The sequence below is a fragment of the Serratia sp. 121840015-1 genome, assembly GCF_053627655.1.
Window position 1 is genome coordinate 347,175 of record NZ_JBSEYF010000004.1, and the last position, 14,719, is coordinate 361,893.

General features: G+C 56.8%; 17 protein-coding genes. 16 read left to right on the forward strand and 1 reads right to left on the reverse strand.

The window, feature by feature from the left end; translation table 11 throughout:
* Nucleotide 1: 1 nt before the first annotated feature.
* The 16 genes from ACUXAC_RS19805 (at nt 2) to ACUXAC_RS19880 (ending at nt 13,913) form a co-directional block, all read left to right on the forward strand.
* The gene (locus ACUXAC_RS19805; RefSeq protein ID WP_180547787.1) at nt 2–526 is read left to right on the forward strand and encodes an integrating conjugative element protein; all 525 of its coding nucleotides are present in this window, start codon (nt 2–4) and stop codon (nt 524–526) included.
* Nucleotides 523–1,149 carry a restriction endonuclease gene (locus ACUXAC_RS19810; protein WP_454266843.1) on the forward strand — a complete coding sequence of 209 codons (627 nt, stop codon included), beginning with the start codon at nt 523–525 and terminating at the stop codon, nt 1,147–1,149. The genes ACUXAC_RS19805 and ACUXAC_RS19810 overlap by 4 nt, the downstream gene beginning before the upstream one ends.
* Entirely contained in the window at nt 1,133–1,663 is a 531-nt protein-coding gene (locus ACUXAC_RS19815; RefSeq protein ID WP_180547785.1) for a hypothetical protein, read from the forward strand. Before ACUXAC_RS19810 ends, ACUXAC_RS19815 begins: the two co-directional genes overlap by 17 nt.
* On the forward strand, nt 1,656–3,770 hold the full coding sequence (traD, locus tag ACUXAC_RS19820) for a type IV conjugative transfer system coupling protein TraD (RefSeq protein WP_454266844.1): 2,115 nt from the start codon (nt 1,656–1,658) through the stop codon (nt 3,768–3,770). Before ACUXAC_RS19815 ends, traD begins: the two co-directional genes overlap by 8 nt.
* On the forward strand, nt 3,751–4,509 hold the full coding sequence (locus tag ACUXAC_RS19825; protein WP_086580538.1) for a TIGR03747 family integrating conjugative element membrane protein: 759 nt from the start codon (nt 3,751–3,753) through the stop codon (nt 4,507–4,509). Before traD ends, ACUXAC_RS19825 begins: the two co-directional genes overlap by 20 nt.
* 661 nt (nt 4,510–5,170) lie before the next feature.
* Complete coding sequence (locus ACUXAC_RS19830; protein ID WP_084827548.1) at nt 5,171–5,500, forward strand: integrative conjugative element protein, RAQPRD family; 330 nt, start codon at nt 5,171–5,173, stop codon at nt 5,498–5,500.
* Nucleotides 5,500–5,742, forward strand: a complete 243-nt coding sequence (locus ACUXAC_RS19835) for a TIGR03758 family integrating conjugative element protein (protein WP_084827549.1) — start codon at nt 5,500–5,502, stop codon at nt 5,740–5,742. Before ACUXAC_RS19830 ends, ACUXAC_RS19835 begins: the two co-directional genes overlap by 1 nt.
* A gap of 72 nt (nt 5,743–5,814) precedes the next feature.
* Nucleotides 5,815–6,180 (forward strand): TIGR03745 family integrating conjugative element membrane protein, encoded by a 366-nt coding sequence (locus ACUXAC_RS19840; RefSeq protein WP_180547782.1) that lies wholly within the window; start codon nt 5,815–5,817, stop codon nt 6,178–6,180.
* A gap of 11 nt (nt 6,181–6,191) precedes the next feature.
* Complete coding sequence (locus ACUXAC_RS19845) at nt 6,192–6,557, forward strand: TIGR03750 family conjugal transfer protein (protein ID WP_086580534.1); 366 nt, start codon at nt 6,192–6,194, stop codon at nt 6,555–6,557.
* Nucleotides 6,554–7,225 (forward strand): PFL_4703 family integrating conjugative element protein, encoded by a 672-nt coding sequence (locus tag ACUXAC_RS19850; protein ID WP_127146359.1) that lies wholly within the window; start codon nt 6,554–6,556, stop codon nt 7,223–7,225. Before ACUXAC_RS19845 ends, ACUXAC_RS19850 begins: the two co-directional genes overlap by 4 nt.
* Nucleotides 7,222–8,127 carry a TIGR03749 family integrating conjugative element protein gene (locus ACUXAC_RS19855; protein WP_180547781.1) on the forward strand — a complete coding sequence of 302 codons (906 nt, stop codon included), beginning with the start codon at nt 7,222–7,224 and terminating at the stop codon, nt 8,125–8,127. Before ACUXAC_RS19850 ends, ACUXAC_RS19855 begins: the two co-directional genes overlap by 4 nt.
* Nucleotides 8,120–9,622, forward strand: coding sequence for a TIGR03752 family integrating conjugative element protein (locus tag ACUXAC_RS19860; protein WP_454266845.1), 1,503 nt, complete (start codon nt 8,120–8,122; stop codon nt 9,620–9,622). The genes ACUXAC_RS19855 and ACUXAC_RS19860 overlap by 8 nt, the downstream gene beginning before the upstream one ends.
* Before the next feature lie 149 nt (nt 9,623–9,771).
* Nucleotides 9,772–10,197 (forward strand): TIGR03751 family conjugal transfer lipoprotein, encoded by a 426-nt coding sequence (locus ACUXAC_RS19865; protein WP_180547779.1) that lies wholly within the window; start codon nt 9,772–9,774, stop codon nt 10,195–10,197.
* Nucleotides 10,197–13,052, forward strand: coding sequence for a conjugative transfer ATPase (locus ACUXAC_RS19870; RefSeq protein ID WP_454266846.1), 2,856 nt, complete (start codon nt 10,197–10,199; stop codon nt 13,050–13,052). Before ACUXAC_RS19865 ends, ACUXAC_RS19870 begins: the two co-directional genes overlap by 1 nt.
* Entirely contained in the window at nt 13,049–13,453 is a 405-nt protein-coding gene (locus tag ACUXAC_RS19875; protein ID WP_228011758.1) for an acetyltransferase, read from the forward strand. The genes ACUXAC_RS19870 and ACUXAC_RS19875 overlap by 4 nt, the downstream gene beginning before the upstream one ends.
* 148 nt (nt 13,454–13,601) lie before the next feature.
* Nucleotides 13,602–13,913 carry a hypothetical protein gene (locus ACUXAC_RS19880; RefSeq protein ID WP_157800472.1) on the forward strand — a complete coding sequence of 104 codons (312 nt, stop codon included), beginning with the start codon at nt 13,602–13,604 and terminating at the stop codon, nt 13,911–13,913.
* Here ACUXAC_RS19880 and ACUXAC_RS19885 read toward each other — a convergent pair.
* Nucleotides 13,907–14,713, reverse strand: coding sequence for a DUF4225 domain-containing protein (locus tag ACUXAC_RS19885; RefSeq protein WP_180547777.1), 807 nt, complete (start codon nt 14,711–14,713; stop codon nt 13,907–13,909). The two genes, ACUXAC_RS19880 and ACUXAC_RS19885, sit on opposite strands and share 7 nt — an antisense overlap.
* Nucleotides 14,714–14,719 lie beyond the last annotated feature (6 nt).

Genomic DNA, 14,719 nt, shown 5'->3' on the forward strand with positions numbered 1-14,719 from the left:
CATGAAAAAAATGACTTTTCTGCTGTTCGGCCTGAGTCTGGTGACCACCACTGCGCTGGCCAACCTGAACGTGATCGCCGATGTCGGTGGCGATGACGCATCACCTTATTTTGAGGGGATTAATCGGCAGAGTGATGCGGAAGCGCCGCCGGCCATGCCGCAAGCCCCTGCCTCTGCTGATGAAGTTGAAGTGACCGTATTGCCGGTGACGACACCGGAGCTGACGCCGGGTGTGGTAGCGGCGCGCCCACTGCAACTGCCTGGGATTGGTTCGTTGTTTATTGTGGGGGATGACGATGCCAGTCGTCTCTGGCTGCAGGCGAATGCGGAACAACTCAAATCCCTGCATGCTGCAGGTCTCATCGTTAACGTCAGCAACCTGCCTGCCCTGAAGGCGCTGCGTGAGCTGGCGCCGGGTGTGCCGATGGCGCCAGCCTCCGGCAGTGAGTTGGCGCGCCGGCTGCAGCTGTCGAATTACCCGGTACTCATCACTGATACCGGTTTGTCCCAGCAGGTCACACCATGATGTCTCCGCAGCATGTCGGTATCGCGCTGATGGCGAATCCGGTGCTGGCCGTCCTGCTGACAGGGCTGTTTATTGCGGTGATGGCCGGGTTGAATCTGCGTGGCCGTGAGTCGGCCTCCGTACGCCGCCACCGGCGTTACCGTGCGGCTGCTGCCCGTGTTCTGCAGCGACTGCCCCAGTTGGGCGGCAATGGTCAGCGTCTGGCCTATCTGCGCAAAATCAATCCCTACGTTTTTGAAGAGCTGCTGCTCCTGGCGTTCGAGCGTCAGGGGTATGCGGTTATCCGCAATACCTCATACAGCGGTGACGGTGGTCTGGATGGTCAGGTCATCATCGGTGACCAAAAATACCTCATCCAGGCCAAGCGTTACGGCCGGGCTATCACACCGTCCCATATTACGCGTTTTGGTGCGTTGCTGCGGCATCACCACTGTCAGGGTTTTTTCATTCATACCGGCCGTACCGGCCAGCTGAGCCGTGCTTTGCTGCAGAACCATCCTCACGTTCATCTGGTCAGTGGCCAGAAGCTGCTGGCGTTGCTTGCCGGCAATGCGGAGTGGTTGTCATTTCTGCCTGGGAGCACGGTAACCAAACGGAGTGCCTCAAATGTTTCATCAGCCTAATTATGTTGTTGTGGCTATCCACTTTCTGTCTGCGGTTCTCAGAGTCTTGTTGGTCTGGCCTGGCGTTGTGCTGGCTGTTATAGGCTTCATGTTTTTTGTCTCAACGCTCGGTGATTCCGGCGGGCAGAAGGCTGCCTCACGCATGGCCAACATTGCGCAAAATTACCGTGCAGCCCCCGAGGGGATGGTTATGGTTAAGCCTTGTCCGTATCCAGATGCCCCTGACGTAAAACCGTTGACTGAATCGTCGGCGGTGCCGATTAAAAAACGGGACTGTAAACCTTATCCGCAGTCGTTTGCAGAGGTTGCTGCGAAGGAACGGCATCTGATTATCGTCATCGGGAGTGGGTTGGTCGCATTGGGATTGTTGGTCGAACTGCTTTCTTTGCTGATCAGGCGCCGCCAGATGAGTCGGAACGCTGTTTACTACGGATCTATCAATGCAAAAGGGGAGCGCAGCATGCTCTTCCAATATGACAAACCCGCGAATAATAAGGAAGGTCGCAATGAGTAACCGACACGTGATGGAAGCCTTGCTGCGCCCTGCAGTGGAGCTCAATACGGCGATTGTGTCAGGGGCCGCCGCTGTGGTTTGTGCGGTAGCGCCCTGGTCGGTGGCGCTGGCACCAGAGGTGAACTATGTCACCGCCGGCAGCTTTGCGGTGTTGTCTGCCATTCGTACCCGCCAGGGCATGCGTGTGATCCGCTATCGCCGTAACCTTCGCCGGTTGCCGCGCTATGTCATGACAAGCGCACAGATCCCGGTTAGCCGGCAGCGGCTGTTCTTGGGGCGGGGGTTCCGCTGGCAGCAAAAGCACACCCAGCGTTTGATGGATACCCGCCGTCCAGAGGTTGAGAAATATGTTCAGCCGCCAAAAATGTACCAGGTGGCGCGCCGACTGGAGCTTAAAACCGAATATACCCTGCCGTGGTTGTCCCAACTGCTGCGCAAGGACTCCCCGCTGAACCCGGTGCGGCCGTTGCCACCGGTTGGAGGAAACCCGGCCATTCACGGCATTGAACCCGATGAGCTTGATGTCTCGATGGCGCTGGGCGAACGTGTGGGCCACAGCCTGGTGCTGGGCACTACCCGCGTAGGCAAGACCCGCCTGGCAGAGCTGCTTATCACCCAGGATATACGCCGCGGTGACATCACCATTGTGTTTGATCCAAAAGGGGATGCTGACCTGCTGCGGCGTGTTTGGGCTGAAGCCCACCGTGCCGGCCGTGGGGATGAGCTGTTCATCTTCCACCTGGGCTGGCCGGATATCTCGGCACGCTATAACGCCGTCGGGCGCTTTGAGCGTGTGTCCGAAGTGGCCGGGCGTATTTCCGGGCAACTGAGCGGAGAGGGCAATAGTGCGGCGTTCCGTGAGTTTGCCTGGCGATTCGTCAATATTGTGGCGCGTGCCCTGGTCGCGCTGGGTCAGCGTCCGGACTATCAGTTGATCACACGTTACGTGAACAACATCAGCGAGCTGTATGAGACCTACGCAAAGAAAGTGATTGAAGCGCGTATGCCAGCGCTGCAGCAACAAATCGATAACAGCCTGCAGGTGCTGACGGAGGACGATGTCCCGCGAAATATGCAGGGCCAGCCGAACGCGATAAAAATCATGGCGGTGGAAATGGCTCTGAGTTCCGAGGCCGGCAAGCAACTGTATGACCCCATTCTCGATGGTCTGCGGTCAGCCGTCCGTTATGACCGTACCTACTTCGATAAAATTGTGGCGTCCCTGTTACCGCTGCTGGAAAAACTCACCACCGGCAAGACCGCCGAGCTCCTGGCGCCGAACTATATGGATATGAGCGACCCGAGGCCCATTTTTGACTGGGAGCAGGTTATCCGCAAGCGCGGTATTGTCTACGTGGGGTTGGATGCCTTGTCGGACGGGGTGGTCGCCTCTGCCGTCGGCAACAGCATGTTTGCTGACCTGGTGTCGGTTGCCGGTCATATCTATAAACACGGTATGCACGGCGGGTTGCCGACCCGGGCAGACGGTAAACTGCCGATCAACCTGCATTGTGACGAGTTCAACGAGCTCATGGGGGACGAATTTATCCCGCTTATCAACAAAGGCGGCGGCGCCGGTATGCAGGTGACGGCCTACACGCAAACCGAGTCAGATATCGAGGCGCGCATCGGCAGTACCGCGAAGGCGGCTCAGGTGACAGGTAACTTCAATACCCTGATTATGCTGCGTGTGCGTGAGAACCGGACCGCACAGTTGCTGACAACACAGCTCCCGGAGGTCGATATTTACACCAAAACCCTGGTATCAGGGCATGCCGATACGGCCGATGTGGAGAAGGGACAGGATTTTACTTCCAATACCCAGGACCGTGTCGGTACTGTGAAAGCCCCTCTGCTTGCCCCGGCGGACGTGATTAACCTCCCGAAAGGGCAGGCGTTCGCGCTACTGGAAGGTGGTCAACTGTGGAAAATTCGGATGCCACTGCCCAGCGGTGACAGGGATGATGCTTTGATGCCTGCCAACCTGCAGAAGATTGCCGAGGAGATGCAGCGCAACTACCGTACCAGCGAGTCCTGGTGGTCTGCCAGCACGGTAATGCCGGATGTTGCCATCAAAGGGGGGCTGAATGTCGCAAGCGGTGAATAATCAACCTCAGCAGCCCGTACAACCCCGTAAGCATGGGCTGTTTTACAACGTGCTGTGGGGCTGGCCCTGGATGCTGATCGGGATGTTCCTAGCTTCGCTTTTGGTGAGCCTGGTGATCGAATATGTCGGGATGGCCTTCTTCTGGCCAGAGCTTGGCGCATCGCACAGTGAAGCGGTGATGAACACCGAGTTGGGGTACCTGTCCTCTGAGTTTACACGCAGTCTGCTGCTGTCTGAACCGTCAGTGACCGTCACCCGTTGGATTATGATGGCGTATCAATGGACCTTCGTGGACAGTGGCTTTTTGGACTGGATTAAGCAGGCGTATGACACCCAGGTACACAGTCAGAATGCGGTTGCCAGGGAACTGAACAGCTGGAGTGGTTGGCTGGCTACCACGCTTAAAGAGTACCTGATGGCGACGGTGTACGTCACCGTCATCACCCTGGTACGTGTGACCATTTTGGTGCTGTCCATCCCGCTGTTTATCCTGGTGATGCTGGTCGCGCTGACCGAGGGGCTGGGGCGACGTGATATTCGGCGCTACGGTGCCGGCTATGAGTCGAGTTTTGTGTACCACCATGCCAAGCGGATGGTGAAGCCGGCGGTGTATATCCCCTGCATGCTGTACCTGTCATGGCCAACGGCGGTATACCCCAATCTGCTGTTGTTGCCGGCTGCTATTCTGCTCGGCATTGCGGTAACGGTAACGACAGCCTCCTTTAAAAAGTATCTCTAGAGCGAAAACTCGAGCTGGACGGCGGCGTACAAAACTGGCTTTTGTGCGCTGCCGTCAGCAGACAAGCCGCTGTGCGGCGCGGCAGTATTTCCAGGCTTAAAAACCATCAAAACTTCATAACGAGTTACCTGCTGTCCTTCTTGTTCGAACCATTTATTGTCCTCTGAATGTCCCCTAAATATTTTTGTGGCTCTGCAATTTAATCGAAAACGAGGTGTTGAATGAATCTGTATATTTGCGCTGTTATTGCTCTTGAGGCTGTTATTCTAGCCACACTGCTTAAACCTATTTTAGAGAAAGCCCCTCCGGAAAACCGTGTTCAACGTTGGTTACGTGTCCTGCAAGTACTTGCGATCTTGTGTATTGGGGGATCTATGTTCCTTTTCAGTGTCGTGATGCATTTATGAGGTCGGGCTGATTCTGATACTGGTATTACTGCCGTTGGTGTTACCAACGGTGCAAACTGATACCCCCTTCTCTTATTGCTGCTGATGTACAAAATAGGCCTTTTTACAACAATAGTGTCTGCAGACCGCTTATTTAGCTTCATGCGCTTCCCCTGGCTAAAAATTATCAAAATTCTATAAAGAGTTATCCGCTGACCTCCCGCCCCATCTGTCGCACCCTGAGAGCACCCTAAATCATCAAGGAGTGCTTGTGTATGCCTATCCCCGTTGTTCGTGGTCTCGGTGCCGGCTGTTTGCTGGGGCTGACTTTGCTGACCGCACTGCCTGCCTTTGCCGCTGAAAAAGATGAGCTGGCCTCTGCCCAGCGCATGCTGATTCAGGTGCAGGCAGCACTTGAACGTGCGCGTGTTGCCGCCGTTCAGGCTGACCCGTCGGAGCGCGGTCGTTTCTTCTTCGACTATGCCCGCGCTACCGCCGATCTCAAAACCATCAATGCCGGCATTGACCGCTATCTGGAACCCTCGCGTGCCCAACCACGTGATGGCAGTGCGGTGGCCGGCAACTACCGTCGGGAGCGCCCCTGATGGCCATGACCGGTGCGCAGGAGCAGGCCTTCAAGGCGGCCAGCGGCGGTGTTGAAGTCAATATTCTGTCGCTGATTTGCATCGGTGGGTTACTGGCGGTGCTGTTTGTCTGGGCGGCCTGGGCTTTGGTTGATGTTTACCAGGGCTGGAGCAACGAAAAAGTACGCAATGGGGCGTTGGTTCACTTCGTCATCAAAACCGTGCTGTTGCTGGTTGTTTCAATCTGGATGTTTGCCAGCTGACCTGTAAGAGGCGCAAGAGGCGCTGGACCGTATTTCACGATGTTATTTTCACACACCCATAAGGAATTTTTTATGAATGCTGCAGTTCGTCTTTTCCGTCAACTCTGCGCGCGTGCCGCGGTAGCCACTTCCCTGGCGTATGTCACCAGCCAGCCGGTGCAGGCGGCTCTGCCGTCGGTTGAGCCCCCGTCCTCCGGTGGTGGCGGTAGTCTGATGGATACCATCAAAGGCTATTTCCAGGACGGGATCGTTATTATCGGTCTGGTCGCCGCTGCGGTGGCTTTCCTGATTGTCGCCAACGCTGCGATCCATACCTTTGCCGAGGTCCGTGATCAGAAGGCGACCTGGGCCAAGTTCGGCGCCATCGTGCTGGTTGGTGTGGTGCTGCTGGTCACCGTTATTTGGCTGGTTGGCAAGTCCGCCGAAATCCTGTTCTAAGGTGGCCGGCCATGCAGACTATCCGATTCTTACCTGACCGTCTTAACGCAGAGCCAGTCGTCTTCCGGGGGTTCACCACCCCGGAGATGGGACTGGCGGCGTTGGCGGGCGTAGGGCTGGGTCTGCTCGTGTCGTTGCCGTTTCTTCCCCTTGCCGGTTGGGTCGTGATACCCACCGGCATGCTGGTGACGCCGCTTCTCGTCATCTGGTTTGGGGGCAGCCGGTTGACGCGTCTGAAGCGCGGTAAACCGGAGAATTATATCTGGCAGCGTCTCGAGGCGCGTAAACGTCGCATGGGGTGGGGGGATCCCACCCTGATTATCGACAAACAGGGCTGGTCGTTGCGTCGCAGCCGCGTTGTTAAGAGGTCCACATGAGCCGTTTCAGACATGCGGTTAAAAACCGCGATCAGCATATTCTCACGTTGCGTGTTGCCTGTGGCGTGCTGGTCGTTTTCCTTCTGGTAGCCAGCATCGGCTGGATGCGGGCGCCAGACAATTTGACCATCCATAACCCGCCAGACCTGCGCAGCGGCTCTACCCGCGCCTGGTGGGAGGTACCACCGTCCACGGTCTACAGCTTCGGTTTTTATATCTTCCAGCAACTCAATGCCTGGCCTAAGAACGGTGATGTCGATTACCCGGCCAAAATTGCCGCGCTGTCTCCTTATCTGACCGACTCCTGCGCACGTTTCCTGAAGGCGGACGCCAAAAAGCGTAGCGAAAGCGGTGAACTTGCCGGCAGGACGCGCGTGGTATTCGAAATCCCTGAGCATGGTTACAACGGCCGTTATAACCAGAGCCCGGTGACGGTCAAAGGCCGTGATAACTGGGTGGTACGCCTTGATCTGGTGGCGGACGAGTCCTTTGCCGGCGAACCGGTGAAACGCGCACTGACACGTTACCCGCTGAAAGTGGTGCGCGCAGAAGGGGATCCGGAACGTAATGAGTTTGGTCTGGCACTGGATTGTTACGACAGCATGCCACAGCGTCTTGCTGCGGCGCCGGCGGAACCCGCGCCTGAGAAAAAAGGAGTATTCCAATGATGAAAGCACGTGTTCTGGCGCTTTCCCTGAGTGTACTTCCCCTGGCGGCGACGTTTATCGTGCCGGTTACGCAGGCGGAAGAGCTGATGAAATGGGAGCGTATCCCGTTGCAAATCCCGCTGGCCGTCGGCAAGGAGCGGGTGTTGTTTGCCGATAAAAATGTCCGCGTCGGCTTCCCGCCGGCGCTGAACGGTAAGCTGCGAGTGCAAAGCAGTGGCGGTGCGGTTTATCTGAAAGCGGATGCCGCTTTCCCGCCAACGCGTCTGCAGCTGCAGGACGTGGAAAACGGGGAGGTTATTCTCCTTGATGTGACGGCATCGGACAAAGGCTCGGCCGAACCGGTGCGTATTGTCTACAGCGGTGACGTGACCTCAGTTAGCAGCAGTGACGCGTCAGCTGCTTCAGGGGGAAACAACGCGGCGCCTGGGGCGGATAACGGTACCCAGGCGAAGCGTAAAAAAGTCAAATACAACGCGCCGCTGCCGGTTGTCCTGACGCGTTACGCAGCACAAAGCCTGTACGGCCCGGTGCGTACGGTTGAAGCGGTGCCCGGCATTCATCCGGTCAACCCGCACCTGCCGAAACGTATCACCACACTGTACCCGTCAGAGCCGGTGACCATCACGCCGCTGGGCGGCTGGGGTGTTGGCAGCCGCAACGTGGTAGCGCTGAAGGTGCAAAACACCGCCAGCCGCAAAATCACGCTCGATCCCCGGGTACTGCAGGGGCAGTTTGTGACGGCGACGTTCCAGCACCGCTATCTTGGCCCGGTGGGGACTCCGGAAGACACCACCACGCTGTACCTGGTTACCGCCGGTCGCCCGGACGGGGCGTTTGTCGCGGAACCATCGGCGGTTCGCAAAGCCGTAAAAGCGGTGAAGAAGGGGGCTAATCATGGCTGAGGTGAAATCCAACATGCTGCCGAAGGTCATTGTGTTCGGCGTGCTGGCCACCGCGATCATCGTCGGGCTTAAGGCCTGCAGCGGCGGTAAAGCACAGGAGGAGACTCAGCAGGCGCATAACGTGCTGGCCAGCATGTCGCCGGAAGAGCTGCGGGCGCTGGGTGTAGAGGGGGATACTCCAGAAGATACGCTGCGTACCCTGGTGGGCACCCTACGTACTACCCGAACCCAGCAGGCCGAGTTGCAGAAAAACATTGATAAAGTGCTGAAAGAAAACGAAGAACTTCGCAAGCGCAATACCAATGTGTCCGGTCAGGTCAATGAGGCCGTGGCCGGCTTCCAAAAACAAGCACAGCAGCGCCAGCAGCAGCTTCAGCAAGAGCAGCAAATGCTGATGGGAAAAATCCAGACGCTGACCGAGCAGTTGAGTGCGAACAAGGACAAGGCAAAAAGCGACAGTGATATTCCGCTGGGGCTGGGACTGGATGGCTTGGGTGCCGGGGACGGTGGGGCCGCTCCTGGTCAGGATGGCTTGATGTGGGTCGGTCCGAAAGACATGAAAGAACCCGACCCGCGTAATCCGAACAGCGTCAAAGACGGCCCGCAGTTCCCGACGTCGTTCCTGTCGGACAATGCGATCACACGCCAAAAAGCTGCCTATGAGCAGCAGGTTAAAGGACATACCAATGAAAAAGGGGCGGAGGAGAACGCCGAGCCGGTGTTTACCCTGCCTGAGAATTCCACCCTGGTGGGCAGCCGCGCCATGACGGCGCTGCTGGGCCGCGTGCCGATCAACGGCACGGTGACTGACCCGTACCCGTTCAAGCTGATGATTGGCAAAGACAACCTGACGGCGAACGGCATCGAGTTGCCGGACGTCGAGGGTGCGATTGTCTCGGGGACCGCCAGCGGGGACTGGACGTTGTCGTGCGTGCGCGGCCAGGTCAACAGCATCACCTTCGTGTTTGCGGACGGGACGGTCCGCACCCTGCCAAAACCCAACACCAACATGAATGCCAACGGCAGTAACAATAATGCCGGCAGTAATGCGAAGGAGGTCAGCACCACCGCCGGCATCGGCTGGATCTCCGATGACAACGGTATCCCGTGCATCGGTGGAGAGCGTAAGTCCAATGCCTCGACCTATCTGCCGACGATCGCCGCCTTGTCGGCCGCCAGCGCCGCCGGGGAAGGGATCAGTCAGGGGCAATACACCACGCAAAACAATGTGAATGGCATCACCTCGACCATGACCGGTAATGCCGGCCAGGCCGTGCTAGGCAAGGCGCTGTCAGGCGGGATGAAAGAGACCGCCGACTGGGTGCGTGAGCGCTACGGCATGATGTTCGACGCCGTGTACGTTCCGCCGGGCCAGAAGCTGGCCGTGCACATTACTCGCCAGCTGGCGATCGACTTTGAGACCAAAGGGCGCAAGGTGCGTTACGACGACTTCAGCCTGCCTGGCGAAGACGGCAACACCGGCGGGCTGGATTAACGCGTCATTCGGAGGAGAAAAGGCATGCTGTGGCGTCAATGCGAAAGGATGAATCGCCCACAGGGTTGGGCGCTGGTTTTGCTGTCCTGCTGCGCGTTTTGGCTGGGTGTGCTGCTCCTGCTGTGTTTGCTTATAAGAGAATGATAATCATGCGGAAAAATCTGTTTAATCGAGTTATGGCGATCACTGTCATTGTCAGCGTCATGGCGTTGGCCGGCTGTTCGACGTCGAAAGAGGAAATGCTGCCACCGGGGGACAGCTCGATGCTGGAATTGTGGCAGGGTGAGGATGGCGGCGGAACGGCGCGCAATGCGGTGGCAGCGCGCGACAGCCTGCGCCGGCCGCTCACCGAGAGCGAAAGCCAGGCAACAGCCGCGAGCGATCGCAGCTACAGCCGCACGCAGGAAAGCGAAATCAGCCAGCAGTTCCCGCGCCTGCCGAATCCCGATCTTGTGATGTACGTGTTCCCGCACCTGGCGGGTGGCAACGCGCCGGTGCCGGGGTACAGCACCGTGTTTCCCTTCTACAGCCAGGTGCAGTATGCGATGCCGGGTGAACGGACGGAGGCCTACTGATGCGGTTTTCCCTGTTTGATAAAAAGCGCCTGACGCGTAAAAAGTCGGCGGCTGCTGCCCAGGACGCACTGAACGTGACCGAGGACGGTGTGCCACTGTCTGTCGACGGCCGTGAGCCATTACGGCGCCAGGGCAAGATGACGGTAAAGGATGAGCAGCAGGTGTATCACGCCAATCCGTCCATCGTTGATTACCTGCCCTGGGCGGAGTTTCTCGACCGTGAGCAGTGTATCTTGCTCGATGACGGCATATCTGTCGGCGCTGTGTTTGACATCACGCCGGTGGCGACCGAAGGGCGGACGGACGATCGCCTGGAGCAGATGCGTGACACGGTGGAGGATGCTCTGCAGGACTCGTTTGACGAACATGATGAAAACCCCTGGATCGTGCAGTTCTTCTGCCAGGACGAGAACAATGTCGAGGCGTATATCGACAGGCTGCGACAGTATGTCAAACCCCACGCGCAGGGCAGTGCGTTTACTGAAGACTGGCTGAAAGAGACCGAGCGCCATCTGCGCGGGATTGCCCGTCCGGAAGGCCTGTTCAAAGATACGCTGATAACAGACCAGCCGTGGCGTGGGCAGCAGCGACGGACCCGCATGGTGGTCTATCGCTGGATTGGTAAGAGCAATCATGATCCGATGCCACCGATTGCCATGCTGAATCAGACCTGTGAGCGCGTGACCGGTGCCCTGGCCGGTGCCGGCGTTGCCTGCGTGCGCCAGAACGGGGCGCAGGTCCATGACTGGTTGCTGCGTCATTTTAACCCCAGCCCGGAGTGGGTGGATAAAGAGACGCTGTACCGCGATGCCGCCTATTTTGACAGCCGTGTCACGCCGGAAGGTGCGATGCCGGTGCAGAATGATTTTGCCGAAACCCTGCTGTTCACCCCGCCCGTATCCGATCCTGATCACGGCGTATGGTGGTTCGATACCCAGGCGCATTGCGCCATTCCGGTCGAGAAACTGCGCCGTCCGCCGGAGCCGGGCACAATCACAGGTGAAATGAAACGCGGAGAAAAGAAAATCAATGCGCTGATGGATCTGTTCCCGGAGGGGACGATGGTGTGCATGACGATTGTGGTGCAGCCTCAAGACACGCTGGAAAACGATTTTAACCGGCTTGCCAAAAATGCCGTCGGTGAAAATACTGAATCTGGCCGCGTGCGCCAGGACGTGGCGCAGGTGAAAGAGTACCTGGGCAATCGCCACAAACTGTACCGTGCCGGTATCACCTTCCTGCTGCGCGCCGGCGATCTGACCACGCTCAATCACAAACGTGTCGAGCTCACCAACGTGTTGCTTGGCGCCGGCCTGCAGCCGGTTCGCCCGGAGTTTGATGTGGCGCCGCTCAATACCTATCTGCGGGCGTTGCCGATGTGTTTTAACCCGGAGACGGACAAGAAACACTGGTACACCCGCCTGACCTGGGTACAGCATCTGGCCGGCCTGTTACCGGTGACTGGCCGCGAAACCGGGACCGGTCACCCCGGCATGAGCTTCTTCAACCGCGGTGGGGATACGCTGACGTTTGATCCGCTCAACAAGCACGACCGGAGTCAGAATGCGCACATGCTGTATTTTGGTCCGACCGGCGCGGGGAAATCTGCGACGCTGTGTGCGACCCTGTCGCAGCTGATGGCAATACACCGACCGCGGCTGTTTATTGCCGAAGCGGGGAACTCGTTCGGACTGCTCGCCGATTACTTCGAGAGCCAGGGGCTCAGCGTCAACAAGGTGAGCATCAAGCCGGGCAGTGGCGTCTCGTTGCCGCCGTTTTCCTACGCGCACAAGCTGGTCGAAGACGAATTAACGACGCTGGCCCTGGATGAAAATGACCTGCCGGACATCGATGCCGATGACGACGAGGATGAGGACAAGCGCGATTACCTGGGGGAAATGGAGATCTCGGCGCGCATGATGATCACCGGCGGCGATGCGAAGGAAGAACATGAACTGAAACGCGCCGACCGCGCGATGATCCGCGAGGCGTTGCTGATGGCTGCGCGGCAGACCTATGACGAAGGGCGGCAGATGTTGCCGGCAGACCTGCAGAAGGCGCTGTATGCCATATCCAAAGACGAAGGGAGTGATATCCGTAATGAGCAGCGCCGGGCCAAAGCGGCGGAAATGGCTGAGTCGCTCGGGATGTTTACCCAGGCCGGCAGTTTTGAAGCGGAGCTGTTTAACCGCGAAGGCAGCCTGTGGCCAGAGGCGGATGTGACCCTGATTGACCTTGGGCATCTGGCACGTGAAGGCTATGAGGCGCAGATGGCGCTGACGATGGTGAGCCTGACCAACACCATCAACAACATTGCCGAACGGGACCAGTACTCGGAGCGGGATATCGTGTTCGCGGTGGATGAGGCGCACATCGTGACGGTGAACCCGCTGTTGGCGCCGTACATGACCAAAATCGTCAAAATGTGGCGTAAGCTCGGCGCCTGGCTGTGGCTGGCCACGCAGAACCTGAAAGACTTCCCGGATATTGCCGAGAAAATGTTGAATATGGCGGAGTGGTGGGTTTGTCTGACGATGCCGCCGGAGGAGGTCAACGACATTGCGCGCTTCAAGGCGCTGACCGAGGAGCAAAAGGCGGTGCTGCTGTCGGCCAGCAAACTCTCCGGCTGTTATACCGAAGGTGTGGTGCTGTCGAAAAAACTCGAGGCGCTGTTCCGTGCAGTACCGCCGAGCCTGTACCTGGCGCTGGGGATGACCGAAAAAGAAGAGAAGGCCGAACGCCGCGCGCTGATGCAGGAATTTGGCTGCAGCGAGCTCGAGGCGGCGCGCAAGGTGGCGCAAAAGCTTGACCGCCTGCGCGGCCTGGCGGCTAACGGGGAGGCAGCGGTAGCATGATGACCCTGAAATACCCTGAACCGGTTGTTCGTTCTCAAGACCAGGTCATTAGAGAACCGGCGTTGTTTACCCTTCCCCCGCAGGGGGTAGCTACCCTGAGCGCAACAGATGCGCTGGGACTCGACACGTTCTGTACGGCTATTCGGGCTCGGTTGTCAGGGCCAGTTCGACTTACCGCTCATCCACATCGCATCGGGAGTCGTACCAGCGTAGCATTGCATCTTGAGGGGCACCTGGGGCGTTGCATCGATGTTCTTATCACCGTGGCCGGTAACACGCTGTGGCCTCAGTCGGACGAATACCGGCATCCACGCTGGTATGTCACAGTGCCGGATGCGGCCGATGTGGTGTATCTGTTGCTCCACCTGAGCGAGCTGTGTGAGCGATTTAGGGTTAACTGATAACACAGTAGAAGTTAACGAACACTTCATACTATCTGGTATCTGAGCCAATTTTTGAGAGTATGTTTTCACTAGATCACCGGCCTTCTGGCCGGTTTTTTTTTATCCGGATAGCGGTATACTATTCGCTATTACAGGAGGAGATGACGTGGCGATAACTGAAGAAGCATTATCGAAGTCAGGTTTTACGACGAAAGATATACAGAAGCTCCGAAATAACAGTGCCAATTATGGTTCAACTGTAGATGTCATTGTTTCAGACCTAGCGAAGCGGTTCTTGATCAATGTCTGGGTGACGTTTGGGGTTGTTTTGGTGTGTTTGATAGCGCTGATTCTGGGGTCTGTTGACAGCGCATTATCTGGTGTGTTTGCCGGTTTATTCGTTTTAGCCATCGGTTGGTTAACTGTTCCGGCTGGCTTGGCATATAAATCCTGGCGTTTCAGAAAACGGGCTCAATGAGCTGAGTCTGTTGTCGTTGTCATTAAATCGAATACAACTTTTGCCTTAAGTCCATAGCCTACTATTTTCATTGTCAACATAGGTCTGTTCATGGTTTCGACCTTGCGATAAAAATCAGTCGGTAGATAGTGGAACAGCCGCCATGTTCCAGGTCTTCTGAGTAATCCGAATATGCTGTAAGCGTTAGCTGTGAGGGTTACTGCTTTAAAAGCACCGAGACCACTATCTCGGCTGAATCCCATAAACTCAGCGGTTGCCATGACACCATTAGCGAGGATCCCTTCAGAATCAGGTTTACTTTGTACTTGCTGATCGAATTCTCGCGAAAGCGTATTGAAGCCATCAGCGATAAGTATTACTCCCGCCATGACGCCGATAGGGGTTCCTGTCGCTGCTATTGCAAATCCACCTACAACTTCCAGACCGGCCAAGACGACGTTAACTGCCGTGATGGCATAACCCACGACGTTGTTGTTTTCCTTGATAAATTCTACCTTTGCATACAGTTTGGCGGCTTTTGTTCTGAGTAAGCGATCTTGCTCGAGAAGATTTTCATTTTCTGCTCTTAAGTTCTTTAAATAGGAAATTCCTTCCTCTTCAGATTTTGCCTGACGAGCAAGATAAAATTGCTGTGATATGAAGGATTTAATATCTTCCATGAACTTGATTTTTGTGAGCCCATCCTGAAGATGGTGAGACGCAACGGTATTCGCGGTATTAATGAGTTTTCGAGCTTCCAGATTAATCATGGTTGCTGACCAGGCGTTAGTCCGTTGCCCTGTAAGCAGTGAAATATCCATTTATAC